The organism is Streptomyces sp. NPDC026246 (assembly GCF_055567995.1).
The window spans coordinates 53,094-79,386 of sequence record NZ_JBVHPJ010000012.1; the positions used below are offsets into that span (position 1 = coordinate 53,094).

The 26,293-nt window shown below is 70.7% G+C and carries 22 protein-coding genes; 9 read left to right on the forward strand and 13 right to left on the reverse strand.

Annotation, left to right across the window (positions count from 1 at the left end):
* Positions 1-26: 26 nt before the first annotated feature.
* From ACZ4M5_RS26915 to ACZ4M5_RS26945, 7 genes are all read right to left on the reverse strand, one after another.
* Positions 27-1,085, reverse strand: a complete 1,059-nt coding sequence (locus ACZ4M5_RS26915) for a hypothetical protein (RefSeq protein ID WP_467740374.1) — start codon at positions 1,083-1,085, stop codon at positions 27-29.
* A gap of 808 nt (positions 1,086-1,893) precedes the next feature.
* Positions 1,894-2,655: an MBL fold metallo-hydrolase gene (locus ACZ4M5_RS26920; protein ID WP_467740375.1), complete on the reverse strand. Its 762-nt coding sequence runs from the start codon at positions 2,653-2,655 to the stop codon at positions 1,894-1,896.
* Positions 2,656-2,806: 151 nt separating this feature from the next.
* Complete coding sequence (locus ACZ4M5_RS26925) at positions 2,807-3,205, reverse strand: 6-pyruvoyl trahydropterin synthase family protein (protein WP_467740376.1); 399 nt, start codon at positions 3,203-3,205, stop codon at positions 2,807-2,809.
* A gap of 392 nt (positions 3,206-3,597) precedes the next feature.
* Entirely contained in the window at positions 3,598-4,191 is a 594-nt protein-coding gene (locus ACZ4M5_RS26930) for a hypothetical protein (protein ID WP_467740377.1), read from the reverse strand.
* A 360-nt stretch (positions 4,192-4,551) separates the two neighbouring features.
* On the reverse strand, positions 4,552-5,610 hold the full coding sequence (locus tag ACZ4M5_RS26935) for a CU044_5270 family protein (protein WP_467740378.1): 1,059 nt from the start codon (positions 5,608-5,610) through the stop codon (positions 4,552-4,554).
* Positions 5,607-6,227: an RNA polymerase sigma factor gene (locus ACZ4M5_RS26940; RefSeq protein WP_467740600.1), complete on the reverse strand. Its 621-nt coding sequence runs from the start codon at positions 6,225-6,227 to the stop codon at positions 5,607-5,609. The genes ACZ4M5_RS26935 and ACZ4M5_RS26940 overlap by 4 nt, the downstream gene beginning before the upstream one ends.
* 242 nt (positions 6,228-6,469) lie before the next feature.
* The gene (locus tag ACZ4M5_RS26945) at positions 6,470-7,501 is read right to left on the reverse strand and encodes an NAD(P)H-dependent flavin oxidoreductase (RefSeq protein WP_467740379.1); all 1,032 of its coding nucleotides are present in this window, start codon (positions 7,499-7,501) and stop codon (positions 6,470-6,472) included.
* 251 nt (positions 7,502-7,752) lie between these two features.
* Between ACZ4M5_RS26945 and ACZ4M5_RS26950 the strand changes: the two genes are divergently transcribed.
* The 4 genes from ACZ4M5_RS26950 (at position 7,753) to ACZ4M5_RS26965 (ending at position 12,403) form a co-directional block, all read left to right on the forward strand.
* On the forward strand, positions 7,753-8,691 hold the full coding sequence (locus tag ACZ4M5_RS26950) for a LysR family transcriptional regulator (RefSeq protein ID WP_467740380.1): 939 nt from the start codon (positions 7,753-7,755) through the stop codon (positions 8,689-8,691).
* 145 nt (positions 8,692-8,836) lie between these two features.
* The gene (locus tag ACZ4M5_RS26955) at positions 8,837-9,649 is read left to right on the forward strand and encodes an MBL fold metallo-hydrolase (protein WP_467740381.1); all 813 of its coding nucleotides are present in this window, start codon (positions 8,837-8,839) and stop codon (positions 9,647-9,649) included.
* 22 nt (positions 9,650-9,671) lie between these two features.
* On the forward strand, positions 9,672-10,076 hold the full coding sequence (locus ACZ4M5_RS26960) for a tautomerase family protein (protein WP_467740382.1): 405 nt from the start codon (positions 9,672-9,674) through the stop codon (positions 10,074-10,076).
* Between the two features lie 65 nt (positions 10,077-10,141).
* On the forward strand, positions 10,142-12,403 hold the full coding sequence (locus tag ACZ4M5_RS26965; RefSeq protein ID WP_467740383.1) for a SpoIIE family protein phosphatase: 2,262 nt from the start codon (positions 10,142-10,144) through the stop codon (positions 12,401-12,403).
* 64 nt (positions 12,404-12,467) lie between these two features.
* On the opposite strand, the gene ACZ4M5_RS26970 is transcribed toward ACZ4M5_RS26965, so the two are convergent.
* On the reverse strand, positions 12,468-13,088 hold the full coding sequence (locus ACZ4M5_RS26970) for a TetR/AcrR family transcriptional regulator (RefSeq protein WP_467740384.1): 621 nt from the start codon (positions 13,086-13,088) through the stop codon (positions 12,468-12,470).
* A gap of 378 nt (positions 13,089-13,466) precedes the next feature.
* Here ACZ4M5_RS26970 and ACZ4M5_RS26975 point away from each other — a divergent pair, with 378 nt between their 5' ends.
* Both ACZ4M5_RS26975 and ACZ4M5_RS26980 read left to right on the forward strand, forming a co-directional pair.
* Positions 13,467-13,910 carry a VOC family protein gene (locus ACZ4M5_RS26975; protein WP_467740385.1) on the forward strand — a complete coding sequence of 148 codons (444 nt, stop codon included), beginning with the start codon at positions 13,467-13,469 and terminating at the stop codon, positions 13,908-13,910.
* Between the two features lie 225 nt (positions 13,911-14,135).
* Positions 14,136-15,599, forward strand: a complete 1,464-nt coding sequence (locus ACZ4M5_RS26980; protein WP_467740386.1) for a dihydrolipoyl dehydrogenase family protein — start codon at positions 14,136-14,138, stop codon at positions 15,597-15,599.
* A 69-nt stretch (positions 15,600-15,668) separates the two neighbouring features.
* Here ACZ4M5_RS26980 and ACZ4M5_RS26985 read toward each other — a convergent pair whose 3' ends face one another.
* The 4 genes from ACZ4M5_RS26985 to ACZ4M5_RS27000 form a co-directional block, all read right to left on the reverse strand.
* A complete protein-coding gene (locus ACZ4M5_RS26985) occupies positions 15,669-16,271 on the reverse strand; it encodes a GPP34 family phosphoprotein (RefSeq protein ID WP_467740387.1) in 603 nt (200 codons plus the stop codon).
* 357 nt (positions 16,272-16,628) lie between these two features.
* Positions 16,629-17,105 carry a winged helix-turn-helix transcriptional regulator gene (locus tag ACZ4M5_RS26990; RefSeq protein WP_467740388.1) on the reverse strand — a complete coding sequence of 159 codons (477 nt, stop codon included), beginning with the start codon at positions 17,103-17,105 and terminating at the stop codon, positions 16,629-16,631.
* 151 nt (positions 17,106-17,256) lie between these two features.
* On the reverse strand, positions 17,257-18,012 hold the full coding sequence (locus tag ACZ4M5_RS26995) for an SDR family oxidoreductase (protein ID WP_467740389.1): 756 nt from the start codon (positions 18,010-18,012) through the stop codon (positions 17,257-17,259).
* A 66-nt stretch (positions 18,013-18,078) separates the two neighbouring features.
* Positions 18,079-18,798: an SDR family oxidoreductase gene (locus ACZ4M5_RS27000; protein ID WP_400005820.1), complete on the reverse strand. Its 720-nt coding sequence runs from the start codon at positions 18,796-18,798 to the stop codon at positions 18,079-18,081.
* Positions 18,799-19,489: 691 nt separating this feature from the next.
* On the opposite strand from ACZ4M5_RS27000, the gene ACZ4M5_RS27005 reads away from it, so the two are divergent.
* Positions 19,490-20,632 (forward strand): MFS transporter, encoded by a 1,143-nt coding sequence (locus tag ACZ4M5_RS27005; protein ID WP_467740390.1) that lies wholly within the window; start codon positions 19,490-19,492, stop codon positions 20,630-20,632.
* A 426-nt stretch (positions 20,633-21,058) separates the two neighbouring features.
* On the forward strand, positions 21,059-21,778 hold the full coding sequence (locus ACZ4M5_RS27010; protein WP_467740391.1) for a hypothetical protein: 720 nt from the start codon (positions 21,059-21,061) through the stop codon (positions 21,776-21,778).
* Between the two features lie 108 nt (positions 21,779-21,886).
* Here the strand turns inward: ACZ4M5_RS27010 and ACZ4M5_RS27015 are convergent, their stop codons facing one another.
* Positions 21,887-22,897 (reverse strand): helix-turn-helix transcriptional regulator, encoded by a 1,011-nt coding sequence (locus ACZ4M5_RS27015; RefSeq protein WP_467740392.1) that lies wholly within the window; start codon positions 22,895-22,897, stop codon positions 21,887-21,889.
* A 274-nt stretch (positions 22,898-23,171) separates the two neighbouring features.
* Between ACZ4M5_RS27015 and ACZ4M5_RS27020 the strand changes: the two genes are divergently transcribed.
* The gene (locus ACZ4M5_RS27020) at positions 23,172-26,153 is read left to right on the forward strand and encodes a S8 family serine peptidase (protein WP_467740393.1); all 2,982 of its coding nucleotides are present in this window, start codon (positions 23,172-23,174) and stop codon (positions 26,151-26,153) included.
* Positions 26,154-26,293: the final 140 nt, after the last annotated feature.

Genomic DNA, 26,293 nt, shown 5'->3' on the forward strand with positions numbered 1-26,293 from the left:
CTTGACGGTGGGTGGCGACGCCGTCGTCACCCGTGGCGCCCGTAGCTGAACTCCGGTGATACCCGGCGCTCGGGCGCGGGCGCCGGGATCTCGGCCACCCCCTCGGCGGAGGGCCCGCCGGCGGCTGCCAGCGCGTTGCGAATCAGCCGCAGGGTCACACGGTTCCGGGTGCGCCCGGCCAGCCGGCACAGTTCGTCCCGGGCGGACCGGTCACCGAGGTCGGCGAGGGCCCGCACAGCCGTGTTGGCCACGCGCGCGTTGCGTGGCCCGCGCCCGGTGACCTGCTGCAGGCAGGTGGTGACCAACCCGCCCAGAGTCGCCACGGTGTCCTCATGCGAGCGGGTGCAGGAGAGCAGCCAGACGAGGCCTCGCACGGCGTGCGCGTTGAAGGGATCGAGCTGATCCTCGGCACGTGCCCACCGTCCGGTCCCGACCACGGCAGGCGAAGGGCTGCGCCCCGCATCGACTGCGGACAGCCAGGACAGCACGCGTCGTCGCACCCTCTCCTCGCCCAGGCCGGTGATCATGTCACGGGCCGCCCGCTTCCACTTTGCCGTCGGCGTGCTGGTGCGTACGGTCGCCGCGTGTGTCAGGAGCGCGTGCCAGGCGGGCCCGGCTTCCGCGACGTCGGCCAGTGCCAGATCGGCCCACCGTTCCCCCGGGTTGAGCGCCGGCTGGGTCCACCGGGCGGCCAGGGCGAACCACGCCGGATCACCGGTCACCTGCGCCGATCTGCGCACTGTGGCCACGACCGCAGGGCTGAGCGGACGGCCTGCGGCCCGCTCGGCGCGGACGAGGAAGAGCAGGGCGTGGTCGTCGACCACCCAGCGGGTCTCCAGCGTGGCGACCGTCTGCCGGCGCTCCGCCACCATCCACTCGACCGGCAGACCACGGTCCAGGACCGCACAGAGGTGAAGCAGGCCCAGCCGGAGCGGCGAGGAGGCGGCGGTCCGCGCGTACCGAGCCGGGAGCACCTGCAGTACCCGCGACCGGGACGCCGCCGGCTGACGTCCCAGATGCTGCACCATCCCTCCCCACAGCCCGAGGAGATCCCCGGAGCAGACGTGGAACGCGTCCACTGCCACGTCCAGCACGGTTTCCGCCGCACCGTCCCGCAGGGCTTCGTCAATCCTCTGCCGGTGGTTCAGCCCGGCCATCGTCTTCCCTACCCTTCACAGCACAGAGGCGGTCAGTCGGCGACAGCAGGCCGGAGGCCGTCCTCGCCTCGGCGGGTCGGGACCGGACATCATGCCGAGCCCGAAGACGCCTGACCGGCGCGCCCACGTGGTACAGCTCATGTCCCGCTGCCTCGTGATCGAAGCGCGGGTGGCACACACTGGGTAAACGCAGGAGCCCGGCCGACAGGTTCACACGGATTGCCCTCGCGAACCGGCCACGGGACTGTCACCACAGGTCGGAAGGCGCTGGCCTGTACCCGGTTGTCACCACCGTGCCCGACCAGGTCCATACGTCCGTGGCGTCGGGCCACGGGTGGCCACATGCCGGGCCGGCCGGGCCGGTGAGCGCCGCGCGAGAAGCCGCCGCATGTGCGGAGTGCGCCATGCCGTGCTCGTCAGGAAGTGTCATCGGAGTCGGTCACGTCCCTTGCGTTCGTCCTGACGGCACGGCCGGGGTGCGGGTCCCGCGCCGGGGGAAGCACGGGACCCGCGGTCAGGGAGACCCCGGAGTAACCTCTTCAACGGGTTATACGAGCATGATGCCTCGAAGTCTGTCACTGGTCAAGGCGGTTACCGCCGATTGCGGTCACCGGGACGTGAGGTCCGGCGAGGAAGCCCACACGGGGACCCGTACTGCACACACAGCTCCGCTGCGGATCAGTGGTCCCAGCCTATGGAGAACTCGGACGGAGCCTTGTGTCGGCCGGCCGACGGTTCAGTGCACGGCGCGGTCACGCGCCAATCCCACTGCCTGCTTGACCGTCCCGCGATAAGCGGGCCCGTGGCCGGGCAGCACGGTGTCCGCGTCGAGGTACTCCAGGACGGACAGTGATTCGAGAGTCCGGGTACGGTCGGTGTGGAACATCGCGGGCAGGAGCTGCGGACCCTTGATCCGCGACGTCGGATGAGCGGTGACCAGTGCGTCGCCGCTCACCAGGATGCCATTGCCGGGCAGAAGATAGGCACTGTGCCCATCGGTGTGACCCGGTGTGTGCACCGGCACGGGCCCGCCGGGCAGGTCGAGCCGGTGCGAGGGAAAGACCGCCGGCTCTTCCACCGGTACGTGAGCGGTGCCGCCCGCCCGGAGGGCGTGCAGGGCCCAAGGAAGCACGCCGGGCCGCCAGGCCCTCAGCAGCACCTGCCCGACGGTCACCTGATCGAGGAAGTCCCGGCGGGCGTGCGGGACTTCCAGCTCATGCATCAGGACCGGGACGCCGTAGGCGGCCCGGAGATACTCGGCGGCTCCGATGTGATCGTTGTGAGCGTGTGTCACCAGTACCGCGCTCACGGCCTCGGGAGCGAGCCCTACGGCGGACAGGGAGGCGAGCACCGCGTCCCGATCGCCCGGATACCCGGTGTCGATCAGGGTGCAGTTGTCGCCGTCCTTGACGATCACCCAGTTGGTGTTGCTGCCTGAAACCAGGTGCACGCTGTCGTCGATGCTGATGAGAGCGTTGTCTCGCAGGACACTGCCCATACCGATTCTCCCGTCTGCGCTGCTGTGTGCCTGGCGGTGACCTCTCCGGCGGGCGGAGACAGGCTAGCAACATGTGTGTCCCGCAGGTGAACCGCACAGGACACACATGGTTCCTCGGGCAGAGTGGGCTCGGGCACATGTCCCGCGTGTGTCACACGGCCCGGTCGTAGGACGCCCACGCGACATGCGACTCGTGCAGGGTCACGGTGACGGAGGTGATACCCCGTGCGCCCTCACCCAGCGCTCCCTTGTGGATGCGGTCGGCGAGACGGTCCGCGATCACCTTGGCGAGGAACTCCGTCGAGGTGTTCACGTTCTCGAAGTCGGGCTCGTCGTCGAGATTGCGGTAGTTCAATGCTTCGACGATGTGACCGAGCTCCTGGGTGGCCCGACCGATGTCGACAACGATGTTGTCGCTGTCCAGCTCCGGACGACGAAAGGTGGCGTCCACGAGGAACGTGGCTCCGTGCAGCCGCTGAGCGGGGCCGAAAACATCTCCGCGGAAGCTGTGCGCGACCATCAGATGGTCACGAACGGTGATGCTGAACATGTGCGGACTCCAGTCGGAACGTGTGCGGACGGTGGTCCGGGCCACGTGCGCCGCGCGGACCAAGCCGTAAGCTACCGCTCATCCCCGCAGTCTCCCGGGGCGGGTCCCCTTACGGGTCCAAGCGCGATGCACCGAGGGACGCGACGGCGTCAATCGCCTCAGCTTCGCTGTCTCCGCGTCAAGGACCCGGAGCCGACGGACTCCTCATCGATCCGGCTCGTGGCGCCATCGAACAGATGACGAGTCTGAGGGAAACGGTGCTCCAGGGGCCGGTGGCTGGCGGCGGGCCGCGCCGCGCGGACGAGGACCGGGAGTCGACACGCCCCGCCGGGACGACGGCCCGACGCGGCGCGTCCATGTGTTCGTGGGGCCGGTCATCGTCGACCGGTGAGTCAGCGGGCGTCGTCCGACGCGTCGGCCCCGCTGCCGGCGTTCGCACGTGCCGTCGACTTCGCAAGGGTGTACATCACCGAGCGCTGCTGCTTGTGGCGCCGGACGCGCCCCTTGGCGACCAGCGCTTCCAGAGTGTTGCGCACGACCTGCGGCGTGGGGTTCCGGTCCGGGTGCTTCTGCAGCAACTCGTCGCGCAGTTCCTTCGCCAGGCGCGGCTCGTGATGGCCCTCGAGAAGACCCATCAGCAGGTCGCCGAGCAGGGGCTGCCGCGACTTCCCCTTCGCGGCACCCCCAGCCGGGCCTCTGCCGGTCCGCGCCGCACGTCGGGCGGCTCTGCCCCTGGACACGGCGCGAGGGCCCGGCTTCCGTGTGAGCACGGGTTCGCCCTGGGTTTGCTCGGGCAGGGGTGAGCGGTCCGACGAGGTCTCGTACCGTTCGGCCAGAGTCAGGATGTCCACCAGGAGGGCTTCCTCCTGCTCCAACATCTTGATCTTCTCGGCCAGTTCCTGTTGGCGGCGACGGTTGTCTTCCAGATCCGACGCGGCCTGTACTACGTACCGCGACCGGAGGGTGGCGGCTGATTGGCTGGTCACAACCGTTCACTCCCTCGTAATGGATGTCGCTGCGCATGTTACCCATGCCGAGGCGCACGTGCAGTCAAGCGGCGAAGCCCTGAACGGCCCCCGGAACACGTGGCCGCACATGCCGTCCCGCACGACGTGCCGGTTCTCCAGGGGACATCTCCAAGAAGTGTTCGGTCCGACCGCGCCGACGCTTCACATGTCGATGGTGTCCCGCCCTGCACGCGGACGCGCGTTCTTCGCGGGGCCGGCCGGACTGACGCATGACCGAGGAGGCACCGGCCGTCCGGTCACGAGGTGCTGTGCCGGACGAGCCCGAACGCCCCACCCGTGCAGGCAGACCGCCCGCCCCCGCACCTTGCGCGTCGGGCGTCAGCCGGCGGTCTTGGCGGGCACATCCCCCTGCCGGTCGACGACCCCGCGCTGCATGACGGCGTCGGTGCCGAACAGCACGTCGTCCCCGGCGTCCCCCGCCTTCCGGGTGAAGTACGCCTGCGAGCCGAAGTAGGCGAAAGTGTCCTTGTCGAAGATCAGCACGGACCGGGTGGCGGAGGCGGGGTCCCTGTGGGTGATGCCGATGCCGTGACGCCCGGCCGCATCGACGGCGTCGGAGATCCGGGTGATGCCGGGGATGCGGGCGACGGCCTTGTACAGGGCAGAAGCGGTCTCGGGCGGCATGATCACGCTGCCCAGCAGATCGCCGATCGTCCTGAAGACGGCCTCGTCCTCCGATTCGCCCTTCTCCACCGTGGTCTGGTCGTACAGCGCTTCGAGCAGGCCGTCCGGGTCGGTGGGCAGTGAGGCCAGCCACGTGTAGGTCGGGTACCACAGACCGGGGCCCACGGGTGTCGCGGACGTGAGGGGAATCAGCTGACCGGGCATCACGGCGTCTTCACCGCTCGACCGGAGCCAGCCGGTCGTCGCCGCGCGTCCCGGCTCCTGAGCCGTCCAGATCTCTTCCTTGTGCGCCGCACCGAGCACCGCACGACCGCCGAAGGTTCCCTTGTTCTCGCGTGCCAGGCGCTGGACGTACACGAACTGGTCCTCCTTCACCGGCGTCGCGTCCGTCTTCATCGCCGCGGCGGCGATCCGGCCGAGAGTGACGGTCGCGGCATTGGCCCGGACCGGTGCCGAAGCGGTGTGCCCGGCCTCCGGTACGGAGCCGTGGTCGCCCGCGGAGTACGCGACGGCCAGAGCACCGGCCAGGGCCAGTGACATGGCGGGCAACGCCAGAGCCAGGCGCGGCACCCCGCGGCGGGAAGGGGCGAACGAGCCCGCGCCGGAAGCGCTGTTGTCGCGGTCGATCTGCTGCATCAGAAGGTCCTTGTGGTGAAGACGGCGACTCGGCGAGAGGTCCCAGTCGGCCGAGGCCACCAGCAGTTCCTCCGCCTCACTCAGGGCAGGGCCGGCGGGCAGGTTGTCGGCATTCATCGGGTCTCCTCCTGCAGATACAGGGCCGCGATCGCGGCCTCACCTTCCTTCTCTCCGCGACACTCACGCGGTTCCGCGCTTCTTCCGGACGCCGGACCGGCGCTGTACCGGGCCAGTCGCTGCCGGGCACGGGAGAGCCGGGACCGCACGGTGCCCACCGGAATGCCCAGCGCCTCGGCGGCCTGCCGGTAGTCGAGCCCGGCGCCCACGCACAGGGCGATCACCTCGCGGTCGGGACGACTCAGCTGACGCAGGGCGTCGTGGACCGAGGCCAGGCGGCGAGCGTCGTCGATCCGGCCGGCCGTCTCGTCCGCGAAGTCCGCCACCGACCGGGGCTGGGGGGTGCGCGCGAGGAAGGCGAGCCGGCGGCGCAGACCGCGGTTGGCGTTGTGCGCCTTGTGCGTCGCGATGCCGAGCAGCCACGGTGTGAGGGAACCGCCTTCCGGTTCCAGCGACTCCCGGGTACGCCAGGCACCGAGGAAGGTCTCGGACATCACTTCCTCGGCTTCCGACCAGTTGCCGGTCAGCCGCAGGGCATGGCTGTATACGGCGCGGGCGTTCTGGTCGTACAGGTCCGCGAACGCCGCACGGTCCCCCGCCCGTACTCGCGCCCGCAACGACTCACTGGGTTCTGTAGGACTCACATCTGGTTCTCTCCACGGGCCCGGTCGCGTTCCCGTGTCGTGCGCCACACCGTCGGTCGTCCGTCACGCTTCCGGCCGGCGGCGCCGTCCTGTGCGGCGGCATCGCGGGGGTCGCGCCGCACTCTCATGCTCGCATCCGGCCGAAATGCCCGGTCGGCCGGGACGGGGGCTCACCGGGCACGGGCCGCAAGACGGAAGTCAGGAGCGCGCCGCGGTCACCCGTGCGCGGCGAGGCGGGTGAGCGTCCGGGCGGCGGGTTCCTCCCGCGCCTCGCGGTGGCCGGTGCCCGCCCACAGATGGATCAGATCGGTGTCTCCCGCGGCGGTGGCGGCTCTGCGCAGTGGGGCGGTGAGGTGGTGCAGCGCGGGATAGCCGAGCGGGGCCAGGGGTTCGTAGGTGTCGGTGAAGCGGTTGCGCAGCCCGCGGGCGGGGCGGCCGGTGAAAGCCCGGGTCAGGGTGGTGTCCGTGAACGCGGGGTCGACCAGGGCGGCCTTGTGCGGGGCGGACGCACCGCTTTCATGGGTGCGGAGCAGGACGGTGCCCACCATGACGGCCTGGGCGCCGGCGCCCAGGGCGGCAGAAGTGTCGGACGGGGTGGCGATGCCGCCGGCGGCGATCAGAGGCAGCGGGGTGGTGCTCCGGACATCGCTGAGCAGGTCGGGCAGTGGGATGGGGGTGAGGGGCCGCTCGGGGGTGAAGGTGGCGGAGTGCCCGCCGGCGGCGGGGCTCTGGACGATCAGCAGATCAGCGCCGGTCTCCGCCGCGGAGCGGGCCTCGGCGGGGTTGGTGACGGTATGCGCGACGAGGGTGCCCGCGTCCTGAAATGCCCGGACGATGTCGGTGTCGGGCAGACCGAACGTGAAGGAGACGAGCGGGACGGGCCGCCGCAGGAGGAGGTCGATCTTGTCCGCCCAGGCGTCGTCGTCCTCGGTCATGGAGTCGGCGGCCAGGGTGAGGTGGTAGCGGTCGGCCTCTGCTTGGAGAGCACGCGCGTACGAGCGGTACGCCTGTGGGGCGACGGGGACGGGACGGGGGACGAAGAGATTGACGCCGAAGACCGCGGTGTCGGCCCGGACTGCGGCGATCTGCTCGGCAAGGCCGGCCGCCGTCTTGTAACCGCCGGCGAGGAAGCCGAGTCCTCCGGCGCGGGCCGCGGCGGTGACGAGCGCGGGAGTGCCGGCGCCGCCCGCCATGGGAGCTGCCCAGACGGGCAGATCGGTCCTCAGGTCGGTCACGTCGCGAACCATGGCGGACTCCTACGGGAGGGCGGTCGAGGTCTCGGGCGGTGGGCACAGCACGAGAGGTCGGCGACGACGAACACGGCAGGCGGCTGCCCCATGGACGGCGCTCTACGCCGAGGAGGCCCTCCGAGGCCCGCCCGGCCCGGTTCCCGCCACCCCGTGCGCAGGGCCCACGGTCGACGCTAGCCCAGCTGCGCGGCGGCGGGAAATGCCGGTTAATCTGCATTCATGTGTCCCCGGCATAGAGCGAGGCAGCGATGACGGCCTCCGGCCACGCGGGTGCGTCCGGCATCGAGCTGCGGCACCTGCGGGCGTTCGCCGCAGTGGCGCGTCAGCGCTCGTTCACCCGGGCCGCCGAGGATCTGCTGATCGGACAGCCCGCGCTCAGCCGTACCGTGGCCCAGCTGGAGGCGGGCCTCGGGATCCGCCTGCTCGACCGCTCCTCGCGCCGCGTCGAACTCACCGATTCGGGTGCCGAGTTCCTCCTCCACGCCGAACGCACCCTTGCCGCGTTCGACGGGGCGGTGGCCGCGGCCCGGCGGGAGCGGGTCCTGCGGCTCGGGTTCAGCTGGCTGCTGCCGGACCCCTGGGCGCAGCGCGCCATCGGCGCCTTCGAGCGCGACACCGACGCGCGGGTCGAACTCGTGCGCTGCGACGACCCGCTCGACGCCCTCCACCGCCAGACCGTGGACGTCGCCCTTGCGCGCGGAGACAGACCGGTCGGCACCACCGTGCGCACGCTCCACCTGTACGACGAGCAGCGCGTCGCCGTACAGGCCCGCGCGGCGGCCCCGGGCGACGGACGGGAGGATGCCCGCGGCCGTCGAGCCACGGCCGGGGCTCTGGCCTGGCAGGACGCCCCCGAGTGGACCCTGGTCGTCAACACCGTCAGCGGCACGACGGGCCCCTGGTGCTGGCCGAACGGGGGTGGGCCGCGGCGGTATGTGGAGACCGCCAACTTCGACGAGTGGCTCGAATCGGTGGCCGCAGGGCGCGGCATCGGCATCGTCCCCGAGGTCGCCGAACGCCGCATCCACCACCCGGCGTTGCGCTACCTGCCGGTGACCGGCGCGCCGCCCAGCCCGGTCCGTCTCGTCTACCGGCAGGACACGGGAGCGGTGCCGGCCCTCGTGCGCCGCTTCCTCGAAGCGGCCCTGGACGCGGCCTCGACCTGCGCCCATGCAGGTGAGGCATAGGCTCGACCGGAGCGGCATTTCCGCCCTGCGGCACAAGCTGCCTACGGTCGACCGCGGAGGGAGTGGCGCGACCGGACGATCCGGTGCGCCCCGGCAACATCGGCCCCGCCCCTCTTCTCAGCTCACGCCAAGGAGCCCCGGCACCATGGGATCGTCCTCTTCCCCTCTTCTTCCTCGTCACGACGGCTCGGCCATGGTGGTGGGCGGCCCCACCACCGTCATCGACCTCGGTGGACTGCGCATCGTCTCCGACCCGACCTTCGACGCCCCGGGCCCGTACGGCTACCTGACCAAGACCGAGGGTCCCGCGGTCGCCGAGGACCGGCTCGCGGATGTGGACCTGGTCCTGGTCAGCCACGACAACCACGCGGACAACCTCGACGACCGCGGCCGCGCCTTCGCCCTCGCCGCCCCACTGCTGCTCACCACGACCGGGGGCGCCGAGCGTCTCGGCCACCCTGCGAAGGGTCTGGCCGCCTGGCACACCCACACGCTCCAGCGCCCGGACGGCGGCGAGCTGACCGTTACCGCCGTGCCCGCCGTGCACGGCCCGGAAGACGGTGAGCGGGACGTGGACGGCAACGTCAACTGCCAGGTCATCGGCTTCGTGCTGACCGGGGACGACGTACCTACCGTCTACATCAGCGGCGACAACGCCTCGCTGCGCACCGTCGCGGAGATCGCCCGGCGCACTGCCGGTATCGACGTGGCCGTCCTGCACGCCGGTGCCGCCCGCGTCCAGGGCAAGTTCCGCGAACGGCCCGTCAGCCTGGACAGCGTCTCCGCCGCCGCTGCCGCCGCCGTTCTCGGCGCTCCCGTCACCATCGCCGCCCACTACACCGGCTGGGCCCACTTCACCGAAGGCCGCGAGTCCATCGAGCGGGCTTTCGACGACGCCGGCCTCGCGTCCACCCTGGCGATCGCCGATCTCGGCACCTGGCTCCCCCTCAGGCCCTGAACCCACGCACCAAGGACCCGCCATGCCTCTCGTACGCATCGATCTCGTCCGTGGCCGCGACCCCGAGGCCGTCAGGGCCATCGCCGACGCCGTCCAGCGGTCCCTCGTCGACGTCCTGAAGGTGCCCGAGCGCGACCGCTTCCAGATCGTCACCCAGCACGAGCCGGACGAGATCATCGCCCTCGATGCGGGACTCGGGTTCCAGCGCACCCCCGGCACGGTGATCGTCCACATCTTCACCCAGCGCGGCCGCAGCACCGAGGACAAACAGCGGCTGTACGAGGCGCTCGCCTCCCGGCTCGCCGAAGCCGGCGTCGACGGGACGGATCTGTTCATCAGCTACTTCGAGAACGGCCCGGACGACTGGTCGTTCGCCGACGGCCGCGCCCAGTACGTCCAGGGCGACCTTCCCGTGCCCGGAAGCTGACCGCTCCCGCTCCATGGCGCGCCTTCCAGCCCGCGCGCCTATCCTGCTGCTGGAGGCGAGTTTCTGTGTCCACCAGCCGTCCGCACAGTGCACGGCCGAGCAGGCCCGCGGAGATCCTGGACGAGGATCTCGGGATAGCCCTGCACGGCGCCGCTCGCGAGGCCCTCGGCCGCCTGGACGGCGCCGTGGCCGCAGGTGTCCACCTGCTCGACGACGAGGGCACATGGCTCGAACTGGCGCTGGTGGGGGGCGCCCCGCCGTCCTTGTTCATGCTGCCGGGCAGGATCCGCCTCGACTCGGCCGACCCCTGCGCCCGGGCCATCTCCGTCGACGACGCATCGGCCCCTCCCCGGACGGACGCCGCCGTCAGCGGGCAGGAGTTCGCGCTCCCCCACCCCTATGTGGCTCTTTCCGTTCCCGTCGCCGCTGCCGGATCGCGCTTCGGCACCATGACCGTGCTCCGGCCGGAGACCTCCGACGGCCACGGCCGGCCGGAACGGCAGTTCCTGCACCATACGGCGGACCGGCTCGCCGCCACTCTCGCCGGACTCGCGGAGCGGGGCACGGCCGTCCTGGCCGGCCCCGTACCCGCACTCGTACCGATGTGGCCGGACTCCCCTGCCGGCCGACCGGCCCCCGGCTGGGGGGTCTCCGGCGCGCCCGGCTCTGCGGGCACCAGCATGATGTATCCGGTGCGACGTCTGACGGAGATGCTCAATCGGGCGACGACGGCGGACGACATCGTCGAAGCCGCCCAGGAGTGCATCATGGCTCCCTTCGACGCCCGGGCGCTCGTCATGGTGAGGGCGGACCAGGACCACGTGTGGGTGCTGGGGCACAGTGGCGTCTCGTCCGGCATGGTCCGCCATCTCCACGGCGCCAGAACCGATGCCGAGTCCCCGGTGACCGGCGCGCTGCGCGGGATTCCACAGTTCCTTGCCGCAGCCGGTCCCCCGGCAGCCGACTCCGGCCGTGCCGACGGCAAGCCCCATACCGAGGTCTATCTGCCGTTGCCGGGAAGCGCACCGCTCGGCGATCTCGAAGCCGGTCAGCAGCAGGGCGTCATCGGCGTGAGCTGTCTGTCCTTCGAGGGTCTGCGCACGTTCTCGACCGAGGAGAAGGCCGTGCTCGGCATGATGGCGCAGTCGCTGGGGGCGGCCACCGAACGGGTGGAGCTCGGTTCACGGCAGCGCGAGGTCGCCGAGTGCCTGCAGCGCACGCTTCTGCCCGCCACGCTTCCGGATCTGCCGCGGGTGACCACCGCGGCGCGCTACTGGCCCGCCACCGCGACGTCCAGGGTGGGTGGGGACTGGTACGACGTCTTCCCCCTCCCCGGCGACCGCCTGGCGCTCGTCGTCGGAGACGTCGAGGGTCATTCCATGGAGAGCGCCGCACTGATGGGGCGGGTCCGCACCGCCGTGGCGGCCTACGCCAGTGAGGACCATCCGCCCGCCACGGTGATCGACCGTGTCGGGCGCCTTCTGGCCACGTCGGGCTCGGATTTGACCGTGACCTGCTGCCTCGTCGTACTGGACACCGGCGACGGCACCGCCGAGGTGGCCTTGGCGGGCCACCCGGATCCGCTGGTCCGGGACGCCGACGGGACGGTCCGCGCCCTCCGGGCTCCTGCCAACGTGCCGCTCGGTGTGACCATGACCGACGCCTGCCAGGGTCGGGAGCACAGGCTGGACGCCGGCAGCACTCTCATGCTCTACACCAATGGCCTGGTGGACTGGCGAACGACCACGCCGGAAGGACGGGCGCGAGAGCTGTTCGGTTCAGGCAGCGTCGCGACGAGTTCCGACCTGGAGCAGTGGGCCGACCACGTCTCAGCAGACGTCTCGGGGCCCCTTCAACGGCGTGACGACGCAGTCTTGCTCATGGCCCGGTACGAGGGGGCCGGCAACGCCGGGGAGCACGCCGCATCGAGGACCGGGGGCATGCTGATCCAGCGTGGCGATCTGCTGGGTGCGAGGACGGCCCGTGCCTTCGTCGACGACCGGCTGCACACCTGGGGACTGTCGGAACTGTCGGACTCGCTCCAGCTCATCACCTCGGAAGTGGTCACCAACGCTCTGATCCACGCGGGCAGTGACGTCGACGTCCGGCTTCGGGCGTTCGACGACCACGTCCGGCTGGAGGTGCGCGATTCCCGGAGCAATCCGCCGGTGCCGTCACCTCTGGCACTGTCCGAGGAGGACAACGCCGACGCCGAGCACGGACGTGGTCTGCTGATCGTCGACGCGTTGGGCGGGGCGTGGAACAGCTTCCCGAACGGCCGCGGCAAGAACGTCGTCGTCGACATGCCCTTGCACGTCCCGGCCTGAGCCGCACCTCGCACCGATCAGCGGTCCCCGCCCGTGTCGGCCGGGCCGGTCCCGGGGTCAGCGATCACACTGCGGCCGCGTCCTTCGTGGGTGCCTGCGCTCCCAGAAGGGCGAGGCAGTTGACCCACAGGACGTCGAGCTGGGCGGTGTTGTTGTAGAGCTTGGCGAACAGCACCTGGCCCTCCAGCTGAGCGACGACGGCGCGCGCGGCGTCACGAGTGTCGGCGACCCTCACATCACCGCGCTGCACGGCGGCTTCGATCACCTCTTGGACCATGTCCACCTGGGCTTCGAAGATCTCCTGCAGGCGCCCGCGGATGGCCTCCGTCTGGTTGCTCAGTTCCAGCGTGAGGTTGCCGAACATGCATCCGGACACGGTGCCGCACGTCTCCTGGCCGGCGCGCTGGGCGGTCGCGGTCTCCTCGAACAGCTGCCGGAGGCGGAGCAGGGGTTCCTCGTCGCCGCGCAGGACGCGCTTCCAGTTCTCGCGCTGGGTGGCCCACTGCTCGTCGATCACGGCCAGGGCCAGGGCTTCCTTGGACTCGAAGAAGTAGTAGAAGCTGCCCTTCGGCACGCCGGCCGTCTTGCAGATCTCGGCCACACCGAGCGCCGAGTAGCCCCGCAGTTCGATGAGAGACCGCGCCGCATCGAGGATCTTTTCCTTGGCATCACTAGTACGCCCCATGCAGCCAGTATACGACCATTCGACTAGCGATGCGGGGACGGCCGGTTCTCCGAACGGGTACAGCACAGGCCGGGACCGGACACTTCGAGTGGTGGCCCGCAGCCCGGCGCGATAGCTTCGTTGTGGCCGCGGATGCCGTCGCACCCCATCACGAGAGACGGTCGGCCGTCGCTCGTTCCCCGTACATGGGGGAGGTCCCCTTGCAGGTCGCACGCTCCGCTGTGATCGTGACCGGCACGAACGCGCCGGGGACCGGGTCCGACACTTCCCGCGCCGTCCTGCGGTCCGATCTTGCCGAGCCGTGCGGGCGTGCGCCCGCCGAGCACCGGGGAGCGGCCGGTCCGTCCCCTCACTTCCGCGATTCAGGAAGGCTCATCAATGGACATGAAACTTGAAGTCGTCGTGATTCCGGTGGCGGATGTCGACCGGGCGAAGAGCTTCTACGAAGGGCTGGGCTGGCGGCTGGACGCCGACTTCACCGCCGACGACGGCCTGCGCGTCGTGCAGGTGACGCCGCCCGGGTCGGCATGCTCGGTGATCTTCGGTCACGACGTCAGCGCTGCGGCCCCGGGGTCTGCTGAAGGGCTCCACCTCGTGGTCTCGGACATCGAGGCGGCGCGGGAGGAACTGGCACGGGCCGGCGCAGAGGTCAGCGAGGTCTTCCACGACGCCGGCGGAATCTTCCATCACGCGGGCCAGAAGGCCCGGGTCTCCGGCCCGGACCCCCAGCGGGGCAGCTACGCCTCCTACCTCTCGTTCACCGACCCGGACGGCAACGGCTGGGTCGTGCAGGAGGTCACCGAACGGCTGCCGGGCCGCTGAGGCAGTACGCGCCGGCGTGGGATCCTTCGCCGGCCTCGGGCGAGGTGGCCCGCGCGGTGCAGGGCCGCGGTACGCGGCCCTTCGCACACCGGGCGGCGTATCGGCCGAGGGAGCACACTGGAAAGGCGCTGTCGCGGCATCGAACGCCCAGCCGGCGTCACACCGTGGCGTTCCCGTTCCGGGCTCCCGTCAGCCGCACCATGCCCAGCAAGGACAGGAGCAGGTATGGACGACACGTCCCGCGCTTACGACGTGGTGGTTCTCGGTGCGGGTCCAGCGGGAGAGAATCTCGCCGAACGCACCCGGGCGGCCGGGCTCACCACAGTGATCGTGGAGAACGAACTGCTCGGCGGCGAGTGCTCGTTCTGGGCATGCGAACCGAGCAAGGCCCTGCTGCGCCCGGTGGTGGCGCGGGCCGACGCCCGCCGGGTCCCCGGACTCAGACGAGCGGTCGAGGGGCCCCTGGACGTTCCCGCCGTCTTCGCCTACCGCGACAAGATGTCCGCCTACTGGAAGGACGACGACCAGGTCGACTGGCTCGACTCGGTGTCCGTGGACCTGGTACGAGGCCACGGTCGGCTGGACGGGCCGCGCCAGGTGGTGGTGGAGACCCCGGACGGCGGACGGGTACGCCTGACCGCCCGGCACGCCGTGGGGGTGTCCACGGGGACCGTCACCGCCTTCCCGGATCTGCCGGGACTGGAGCAGGTGCGTCCGTGGACCAACCGTGACGCGACCGCCGCACAGCACGTGCCGAATCGGCTCATCGTGGTGGGGGGCGGAGTGGTGGCCGTCGAGATGGCCACCGCGTTCCAGGCGTTCGGCTCCCGGGTGACGCTGCTGGTTCGCGGGGACGGGCTGCTGAACCGGATGGAGCCGTTCGCCGGCGAGATGGTGGCCGACGCCCTGCGCGCCGCCGGAGCCGACGTGCGCTTCGGCGCCTCGGTGAGCGCGGTCGCCCGCGAGGACGGCTCGGACGGTCCCGTGCACGTCACGCTGGACGACGGAAGCTCGCTGGTCGGCGACGAGATCCTCTTCGCGACCGGCCGCGCACCGCACACCGCCGACATCGGCCTGGAGACCATCGGCCTCTCCCCCGGTGACTGGCTGACCGTGGACGACTCGTTCCGCGTGACGGACGTCGCCGACGGATGGCTCTACGCCGTGGGCGACGTCAACCACCGGGCCCTGATGACCCATCAGGGCAAGTACCAGGCCCGGATCGCGGGCGCAGTCATCGGGGCGCGCGCCAAGGGGGAGCCACTCGACGACGGCCCGTGGGGCAGGCACGCATCGACGGCCGACAGTGCCGCCGTGCCGCAGGTGGTGTTCTCCGAACCCGAGGTGACCAGCGTCGGGCTGACCACGCAGGAAGCCGAGCGGACCGGCCGCCGGGTGGACGTCGTGGACTACGACCTCAGCTGGATCGCCGGCGCGCTGCAGTACGCCGACGGCTACCGGGGCAGGGCCCGGGTGCTGATCGACGCCGAGCGCGGCACGGTCGTCGGTGCCACCTTCGTCGGTCCCGGCACACAGGAGCTCCTGTACTCGGCGACGGTGGTGGTCGCCGGTGAGACGCCGGTGGAGCGGTTGTGGCACGCCGTCCCCGCGTTCCCGACGATCAGTGAGGTCTGGCTGCGCGTGCTGGAGACCTACCGGGACCGGGGCGCGGGCGGGCAGGACGGCTGACACCCCTCAACCGGGCCCGGCCGGCACGGCGTTCGTCTCCTCGGCGGGGCCCGGGCGGTCGAGCCTGGGTCAGTCGCCGCGCCAGATGTTGTCGAAGGCGGCGGCCTCGATGGACCGGCGCTGCCGCTCGGCGGCGAGTTCCGTGACCGCCTGGTGGACGGCGGCCAGCACGGCGTCGTGCTCGTCGATGAGACCGGCGGCCGCGTCCGCCGGTACGTCGCTCAGCCCCGCGGCAGCCGCGAAGCCCGAGAGCACGGGTTCACCCGACGCCCAGCGGTCTCTTGCCGAGAGGAGGGCAGTGGGATCCACCGGTGCCTGCCGGCTCCGGCGCAGGGGGTTGCGGTGGGGGCGCGCGCCTGCCACGAGTCCCTCGTCCTCCAGTGCGGTGCGATAGCGCGCCGCGAGCTCGCGGCCCCGGCGCCACAGCCAATCCTCCACGGTTGTGCGAGGTACCCCCGGTCCGAGGAGTGACAGGGCCTCGCGGAGCAGGGGGTCTGCGGCCGGTGCGGTCCCGCCGGACATCAGGAGGTCACCGTCGAGCGTGACGGCCCCGGTGTCGATGAGGTCGACCAATTCGGCCCCCGCCAGAGCGAGGGACAGCTCCCCCTGTTCCACCACTGAGTCGGTTTGCGGGTCGGCAGCGATCAACGCCAGGTCCCGGGCCGTGGTCATGGTCAACTCCAAGGGCGACGAAAGGAACGGAGGGTCGGCGTTCGGCACCTGGGCTGTCGACCGCCCTCACCGGCTGACGATTCGGTGTGCAGAGGATCCGGCGTCGGCGGAGGACCTCGTGCACGTCTGTCGGGTGCTGATGCGGGCTGCGGTGGATGCACACGGGGTTAGCGGATGGCTCCGACAACGATAGGCGCAGGATCAGGTTGGGGCCTCCCGGAACGACCGCGCCTGAGGAGAGCGCAGGGACTCACGGGCCTTTCGGGCTGCCTGTGCGCGGCTGCCTGTGCGCACCCGTTGTCCGGCGTGCCCGGACGGGTCCTCGACCCTGCTGGTGACGCCGATCCCCGAAGTCCGTCACATCCCCTGCGACGGTGCGAACCGCGCGGCGAGGTGGACGTCGTCGAGCGGCGATTCGTTTCCCTCGTCGTCGATGAAGGCGACCCGGAGGGGACGTCCGGTCGATCGGCTCGCCCGGTGCACCAGAGGGCCTTCGGGATGGGGCCGGTGCAGGTCGCCCCACTGCTGAAGAGCGCCGATGACGACGATGAGGTCCCAGCCGGCCGGGGTCAGGCGATAGGCCATGCGCGTGCGGGCTCCGCCCTCGCGGTAGGGGTGTTTCTCCAGCACGCCCGCGTCCACCAGCACACCGAGCCGCTGGGTCAGTACGTCGCTGGCCACCTGGAGACGCTCACGGAACTCGGAGAAGCGCGTGACGCCCTGCACCGCCTCCCTGAGGATCAGCAGACTCCATCGATCTCCGACGACCTCCAGGGCCCGGCCGATCGAGCAGCGCTGTCCGCTCTCCGCGGTCGACGCTATGCGTTTCGTCATGCCTCAAGGATATCGCTGGGTTGGAAATACAGACCATGCCGGACCGGCCGCGCAGGGGCCGGGCGGAAGCACACCCGCCTGGGACGGCTCGGCGCCCGGCCTCGCCCGCGTCTCGGCGTCCCATGCGGTCGGCACGACAGTCCGCGCTCGCTCAATGCCCGAGGAGCTGTTGTCCACCGTCGATGTCGTACGTGGCACCGGTGAGAGCGTCGTTGCACATGATGTGGGTCGCCAGAGAGGCGACGTCGTCGGCGCCGACGACCCGGCCGATGGGCAACGAGGCGCGCAGTTCCGCACGGCGCGCTTCCAGCTGGTCGCCGAGGAGGGACGCGGACAGGGGTGTGTCGACGAAGCCGGCGGCGATGAGGTTCACGCGGACGGGCGCCAGTTCGAGGGCGAGGTTCGCGGTGAGGGCGGGAAGAGCGGCGGTCATCGCGGCGGTGACGGAGAGGCCGACGGCCGGGCGTCGCGCGCCCGTGCCTCCGATGAACAACACCGTTCCCGCGGGGCGGACCTTCTCGCGGCTGCACAGGGCGACAGCGAGGTTCATGGTCATACGCTCGGTGAAGTGACGCCGGGCCTGGGCGAGGTCCATCTCACTCAGCGGCATGTAGAAGGGGCGGCCGGCCGTGAGGATCACATGGTCGACCGGGCCGGTCAGCTCGCGGAAGAACCGCTCGAGGCGGTCGGTGTCGGTCGCGTCGAAGGCCGCCGTGCCCGCGGGCTGGAGTTCCCGAGCGGCCTGCTGCAGCCGCTCAGGGTCACGTCCGGTCAGCACGACCTGACCCCCCTCCGCGCGCACACGGCGAGCGGTGGCCAGCCCCATGCCGGCGCTGCCGCCGATCACCACCACGGTCTGGCCTGCGAGGGCGCCGGCGGCGTCGTGCGGTGGCATGCTGTCATTCATCGGAACCTCCCACGGGCGGGCTATCCGGCACCAAGGGCTCCCGGGGGCGGACCGTCCCCGAGGCGGTCACACGAGGGACGAGCCGCCGCGCAATTGCGGGTAAAGCGCCTCAGGTCCCTGGGACAACGCGGCCTGCACGCGCCGGCTGACGTCATCGCCGAGAACCTCGGGCCACCCCGCCTCGACTCCCTCCAGGGTCGCGCGGGCCACTGCGGCAGGGTCCGCCTTCGGCCCCGTGACGGCCGCGGCCATGTCTGTCGCGAGGTAGCTCACGTGCAGGGCGGTGACCTGTGTGCCCTGTTCCGCCAGGGCCACCCGCAGGGCGTTGGTCATCGACCACTCCGCGGACTTGGCCGCGGCATACCCGGCACTGGCCGTGATCGACACCCAGGAAAGGACCGAGAGCACGTTGACGATCGCCCCGCCGCCGTTGCGGCCGAGAATCGGGGCGAAAGCCCTGCTCATCGCGAGGGTGCCGAGCACATGCGTCTCGAACTCCGTACGGAAGGAGTCCAGTTCCGTGGTGAGGATGTGCGCCCGGGTCGTGGATCCGGCGTTGTTGACGAGGAGGGTCACGTCCGGCGCCTGTTCGGCCGCGGCCAGGACCGAGGCATGGTCGGTGATGTCCACGGCGACGGGCACGGCTTCGGGCACCGTCACCTTCGCCGGATCGCGGGCTCCGGCATAAACCTTGGCCGCACCCGCTTCGAGCAGCGCTCGCACGAATTGCTCACCGAGTCCGCGGTTGGCACCGGTCACGAACGCGACTGATCCATCCACCTTCATGCGTGGACCCTTCCGGAAGAGGGCGAGGGCTGAAAGACCTGGGTCGCGATGCGACAGTCCACAGCGGTCCCCTCCAAGCTATAGCGCTGCGGATTCCGCCACCACCCGACGCCGGCCCGCCGTCCGCGGGAGGGGCGCCGGCGATCCCGCCCTCAGTGGCGGCGCCTCACATCCGAGGAGTACACAAGCCCGGCCCCGCTCAGCACGCCTCGCGCCCCGTCCTCCGACCGGAACGGCAGCTGGGTGACGGGCGGAGATGTCAGACGAAATCTGCCGTTCGGTCCCGACCGCTGCTGACCAGGCGTGACATCCCGTGAGTTGATCACGCTGTCTAAGTGTCCGCTCGGTCATCGGTGTTGCGCGGCGAGTCGAGCACAAGTCGTGGTCTGCGGGCAGGGGATGCCTGCGTCCGGCCCGTCCGGAGCAGGTCCCGCTCTTTTGTGGTCATGGTCCGGAATGCGGCCTTCCTCACTCATGCAGGAAGGAGTCCCCCGAGAACTCGTTTTGTCAGGTTTTGCACCTGCCCATGTCTCGGCCGCTCGTCGGCTGCCTCAGGTTCACGGAAGAGAAGCACGCTCACTTGATACCTACGAAAGTCCGGTCCACCACACCCCGGCACGCCCGCACCGTCGCCCACGGCCGGGTCCGGGGTGTCTACCTGCCTCGTCTCGCGGATGCGGTCGCATCCTCCATGGCCACGTACGGAATCCCCCTACTGGTCCTGGGAGCGACGAATTCGTCCTCGTGGACCGGGATCTCCTTCATGCTGGCTTGGGCGCCCCGGCTCTGCACGTTCGCTCTCGCGGGCACGGCCGTCGACCGCTACGGGCCCGCACGGGTCTTCCGGCTGGCCGCCGCCACCCGGGCCGTGCTCACCGGGTGTGCCGCCGCCGCCCTGGCCATGACCGCCGGCAGCACGGCTCTGGGCCTCGTGATGTTCCTGGCGGTGTGCACGGGGTGCCTGACACAGTTCAGCTTCATCGCGGCCGAGAGCGTCGGCGTGGTCACCAGCAAGGACGCGGGCGACGCGGCACACCGCGTCCAGTCGGTCCTCCTCGGCATCGACCAGGCGGCCGCCCTGGCCGGCCCCGCCGCGGGCGGTCTCCTCCTGCAATGGCACGGTCCCAGCGGCATGCTCGTCGTGCTCGGCGGTCTGTCCCTGCTGTCGGCCGCAGCCGCCCCGCGGTCACAGCAGGCACCTTTACGGGCGCACGAAGGGAGCGCACCAGCGGCGGCCGGCTGGCGCACGGGCTGGTCCACCCTGCGCTCCCTGCCGTCCCTCGCATGGCTGGTAGCCGGCCTGGCACTGTCCAATCTGGCCCTCGGCCTGCTGGAGACGGCGACGCCGGTGCTGGTGGTGAAGCAACTCGGCCGTTCCAGTGCCTCGGTCGGCCTGGTGTGGTCCTGCGCGGCCGCCGCTTCGCTGCTCGCGGTCGCCATCTGCCGCACGGTGATCGACCGGTGGGGGCTGACGACGGTGGGCCGCTGGGCCGCGCTCGTGACGAGCGTGCCCTGCTTCCTCATCCCGCTCGCCGACTCCTACGTGGCCTACCTCACACTGATCGCCGTCTTCATGGCCGGCGACAGCGTGCTGAGTGTCGTACTGCGCACCATCCGCTCCCTGCTCATCCCCGCCGAGGTGTTCGGCAGCACCCTGTCCGTCACCGTACTGCTCCTGCTTCTGCCCTACCCGCTCGCCGGCATCCTCCTCGCCGTCACCGATCCGGCGGACCTCCCCGTACTGATCACCGTCTGCGCGATGTTGCAAAGCCTCGGCCTGGCCTGTGCGTTGACCTACGGCACCCGGTCCCGCCGCGGCAAGCACCGCAGATGAGGCCCTGCCGAGTCGCCCCGGGCCGTGCCCGCGCGCACTGGCGCCCGGCCGGGACGCGGGCGTTCGGACGACCGCCCCAGCCGCTGACGCGGGCGCGAGTCACCCGGACGACGCGGTGTCGTGCGTCGCGGCGGCGCCCAGGCTGATTCGTCCGCGCGCCGGCAGCAAGGCCGGGGGCGCAGGCGCAGGCCCGCTCGTGCAGCTTCCGAGCGGGCCGGGGTGCAGGTGCGACGGCGATCCCGACGGTGCGGGCATCGGCGGATCGCGGACCTGGTCCTCGGCGCGGGCGAGCGGTGGTGAAAGTGTCCAGGATCACGCCACCGCCGGCTCCGGACGGGGAAGCTCCGCCAGGCCGGACGACTTATACGAACCAATTAAGACGACCGGTCGTATATAGCGGCCGCCTCATCCCCACAGGAGAATGTCATGAGCGACCTCACGAGCACTGCCATAGAGGCCCACGGCGGCCTCGAGCGCTACAACGGGTTCAATTCGGTCACCGCGCACTTCCGCTCCGGCGGTGCCCTGTGGGGCCTCAAGCAGCAGGAGGGCGTGTTCGAGCACGCCGCGGTGCGAGTGGACCTGCACCGCCAGCACGCCAGCCACCACCCCTTCACCGCACCCCATCTGCGCACGTCCGTGACGGCGGAACGGGTGGCCGTGGAGACCGAAGACGGTGAGGTGAAGGCGGAGCGCCTCGACCCGCGCGCGGCATTCGCCGGCCACACCCTCGAAACCCCCTGGGACGACCTTCATGTGGCCTACTTCGCCGGTTACGCGATGTGGACCTACCTCACGGCGCCCTTCATCTTCGCCGCCTCCGACGTCCGCACCGAGGAGCTTCCCTCGTCGACGGAGAACGGGCAGACCCTGCGACGCCTGAAGGTCACCTTCCCCGACCGCATCGCCACCCACAGCCGAGAGCAGATCTTCCACTTCGACCAGCACGGGCTCCTGCGCAGGCACGACTACACCGCCGACGTCCTCAACGCCGGCCCCGTCGCGCACTACTCCTCCGACTACCAGGAGTTCGACGGCATCATGGTGCCGACCCGCAGGCGCGTCCACCCGCTGGCCGCCGACGGAACCGTCAACCGTGAGCTGGAACTGGTCACCATAGACATCGAGAGCGCCCTGTTCGTCTGAGCGCCCACGGCACGAGCCGCCTGCGACGCCGTGAACGGCCCGGGCCGTTCACGGGCGCGGGAGACATCACACGCGCTCAGGCAGCACCGGACCGGAGCCGCACGGGCCTCACAGTTCGAGCCACCCCTTCTTCCGTGCGTTGGCGCCCGCCTGGAAGCGGGTCCGAGCCCCCAGCCGCTCCATCAGTGCGGCCACACGCCGGGTCGCGGTGCGCTGGCTGACGCCCAGTTGCCGCGCGATCGCCTGGTCCTTCAAACCGTGGTGCAGCATACGCAACAGCAACACGTCCGCTTTGCTGGGCAATTCCTCCGCGGCCTGCCCGTCGGAGCCGGCCGGAGTGTCGTCGCCGAGCAAGGGTTCGGCCTTGCTCCAGTACGCCTCGAACAACTCGATGAGGGCGTCGAGAAGGCCTGAGGCGTGAACCACGGCGATGCTGTCGTACACACCCCCGGTGAGCGGCATGATGGCGGTGCGCCGGTCGAATATGTGCAACTTGAACGGCAGGTGGGGGAGCATTCTCGACCGCTCACCCAGCGCGGTGAGCTTCAGCACCGTCTCGAAGCGGCCCGGGTAGGCCATGGAATCGGGGCAGTAGATGGACCGGATGTCGACCCCTCGGTCGAGCCAGCCACGTGTGGCCGCCGTCTCCGTGGAGCCGTCGTGCGGCTGACCGTTCAACCGGTCGAGATAGGGCGGGCGGTCCAGTATCCAGAGATGGGAACTGAGCGACTCGCTCAGTTCCGTCACCCGCCGTGCCGCGTTCTCCTTGCCAGTGAGCACCTCGACCAGATCGCCGGGATTGTTGTCGAACCGTCCCGTCCGGTACATGCCGTGCAAGACGTCCACGGCGGCCTCGACCTCGGCGAAGGCCGATGCCAGCTCGGCTCGGCGCTTGCCGAGAAGGGCGGTCAGTGTGGACTGGGGTCCGGCCGCCTCCCAGCGACCCGGTGTTTCGCGGTGTGCCAGACCGAGCGCCGCCAGTCGACGCAGGGCGTGTGTGACACGTCGGGGCGTGGATCCGACGGCGTGTGAGATCGCGGCGGCGTCGCTGCCCACACGGGTGAGCAACGCGCGGTAGACGTCCTCGTCGAAGGCACTGATGCCCAGTACGTCGAGCAAGGCTCACCTCTCTTGCGACACGGGCGACATCCGCACACCGAAGCACGACGGACGCACAACTGCCGTGGCGTGTACAGCCATCGAGGCCGAAGACGCCACGAAAGCATCTGGACGCGCCCCGTGGAGCCGACGTTCACTTCTGGCGGATCCCGTGCCGAGCTGCTCGTGGCTGTCCTGATGCACCGGGTTCCTACTCCACGGGCGAGTGGTTGCTCGCTCCCGATTCCCGCACGCTGGGGAGGACTCTGTGGCGATCACGTCACGAAGAATAAGGTTGCGGCTCCGCGGTGGCTCCGTCGGCACCGGCGTCGCACTGGGGTCGCTGGTAGCAGCGCTCCTGCCGTTCACCGCGCCCACAGCCCTCGCCGTACCGGCCGGCAGCCACTCCGCAGAAGCCGGTCGCTTTGTCGTCACACTGGTCGACCGGCCCATCGCCACCTACGACGGTGGCGTGGCCGGGTTCTCCGCCACCAAACCCGCCCAGGACGCGAAGGTCGACGTGACCAGCGGAGCCGCCCGCCGGTACCGCACGCATCTCGAGAAGCGGCAAGACAGGGTCGCCCGGAGCGTGGGAACCACGGCACGGCGCCATTACGCGGTCACGACCAGCGCGTTCAGCGCCGACCTGACGGCAACCCAGGTGGTGCGGTTGAAGGCGACGTCCGGGGTCGCCTCCGTGGTACCGGACGTGCTGCACCGCGCCGCCGACGACCGGGTTTCGACGGACTTCCTGCGCCTGTCGGGCCGCCAAGGTCTGTGGTCCGCGCTCGGTGGTGCCGAGGCGGCCGGCCGCGGCATCGTCGTCGGCGACATCGACACGGGCATCTGGCCCGAGAGCGACTCGCTCGACGCCGCCCCTCTGCGGACGCACCGCCCCCCGGCCTCGGACCCGTACCGGCCCTACCGCAGCGGCACCACCACCGTGATGCGCAAGGCGGACGGCAACACGTTCACCGGGACCTGCCAGACCGGCGAGCGCTTCGACGCGGATGACTGCAACCAAAAGGTGATCAGCGCCCGCTACTTCGGGAAGACCTGGCTGGACACGGTCCCGGAAGCCAATCGCGCCGACTACGTCTCCCCGCGGGACGGCCAGGGCCACGGCACCCACACCGCCACCACAGCCGCCGGCAACTTCGGCGTCCGAGCGTCGGTGGACGGCCGGGACCTGGGGACCGTGTCGGGCGTGGCGCCCGGCGCGAAGATAGCCGTCTACAAGGTGCTGTGGGAGAGCAAGGACGGATCACAATCCGGCGGCATGACCAGTGACATCGTTGCCGCGGTCGACCAGGCCGTCGCGGACGGCGTCGACGTCATCAACTACTCGGTCGGCTCGCTGATCGAGTCGTCGCTCACCGATCCGATCCAGACAGCGTTCCGCAACGCCGCGGCAGCCGGCGTCTTCGTCTCCGCCGCGGCGGGCAACGAGGGTCCCGCTGCGAAGACGCTCGACAACACCTCCCCGTGGGTGACCACCGTCGCGGCCGGAACCGTGGCCCCGCACAACGGCACCGTCGTCCTAGGCGACGGCAGGCGCTACACCGGTGTGAGCACGACCGTCACCCAAGCGCTGGGGCCGAAACCCCTCGTGCGGGCCGAGGCGGTCAAGGCGGCCGGGGTGTCCGGCTCTGACGCCTCCCTGTGCGCGGAGGACACGCTGGACGCCGCGCAGGCTGCCGGGAAGATCGTGGTCTGCGACCGCGGAGTGAACGCGCGGACTGCCAAATCCGCCGAAGTCGCCCGTGCCGGCGGGGTCGGGATGGTTCTCGTCAACCCGAGCGACTCCAGCATGGACGCCGATCTGCACGCCGTCCCGACCGTTCACCTGAACGGCACGGATGCGAAGACCGTGCGGGACTACGCCCTCACCGACGGGGCCCGTGCCACTCTGACGACCGGCGGCAGCGACACCCCCTATCCTCAGGTTGCGTCCTTTTCCGCACGCGGACCGTCCGTGGCCAACGCGGGTAACCTCATCAAACCGGACATCACCGCGCCCGGTGTGTCCATCCTCGCGGCGGTGGCACCACCCACCAACGGCGGCCACGCCTTCGCCTTCCAGTCCGGTACGTCCATGGCGGCACCCCACATGTCCGGCCTGGCCGCGCTCTACCTGAGCGAACACCCCACCTGGTCGCCGATGCGCGTGAAGTCCGCCATGATGACCACCACGACCCCTACCAGGACCTCCTCCGGCGCGGAGGAGACCGATGTCTTCGCGCAGGGCGCGGGTGAGGTGAATCCGTCGGCCATGCTCCACCCCGGCCTCGTCTACGACTCCACGGAGCAGGACTGGCTCGCCTACCTCGAAGGGCTGGGTATCGAAACCGGTACGGACGTCGAGGCGAAGGAACCCAGCGACCTCAACTATCCGTCCATCGCGGTGAACGACCTGCTCGGCCGCCGGACGGTGACCCGCACGGTCACCGCTGTCACCCCCGGCACCTACACCGCGCGCGTCTCCTCCATGGGCGGGGTGAAGGCCACGGTCAGCCCCTCGAAGCTCCACTTCACCAAGCCGGGCCAGAGCCGCACGTTCGAGATCACCTTCGCCGTCGGCACCGCGACGGTCGGAACGCCCATCACCGGTTCCCTCACCTGGAGCGGAGCACACCACAGCGTGCGCAGCCCGATGGTCGTGACCCCGCAGAGCGTCCGGGCGCCCGAGCGTGTCACGGCCGCCGGGGCCTCCGGACACGTGTCCTTCACGGCGACGCCCGCCGTGACACCCTTCACGGCCACCGCGTACGGACCCGTACGGGGCGATCGCGTACCCGGCTCGGTGACCAGCCACGGTGGTCCCACGGACAGCGAGCAGTACTTCACCGTCCCGGTGGCCGCAGGTACGAAGGCCGTAGAGATCTCGGCACGGACGAACTCCCCGGACGCGCAGGTCGCCTTGGTCGTGTGGCCTCTGGTCGACGGCCGGCCCGCGTCGTCCGGAGACGTGGTCCTGCCGACGAACGACGCCGTGGTGACGCTGCCCAGGCCGCAGGTGAGTGAGTACCGCGTGGCGGTGGTGACGCTGGGCGACGCGGAGGGAACGACCTCGACCTCCTTCACACTGCAGACGAACGGCGTCGGTGCCGGGGCGAGTCCGGCCGGTGAGGTCACGGTCACGCCCACGTCGTACGACGGCCCGGTGGGAGTCGCGCTGGAGGTGTCGGCCTCATGGTCGGAGGTCGTCACGAGCGACCGGTCCACGGCCTGGATCGAATACCCGAACGGTGCGGGCACGGTGCTGAGCCTCAACTGACGCGGGCCCAGCAGAGCCGGGTGCTCGCGTCGAGCCGTGCGGGCCGGTCACTCCGGCTCGCACGGCTCGACGAGACGAAGCGGGGTCGTTGAATCGTCGAAGCCGACCGGACGGCTGGACGCACATCTGCTTTACTTGAC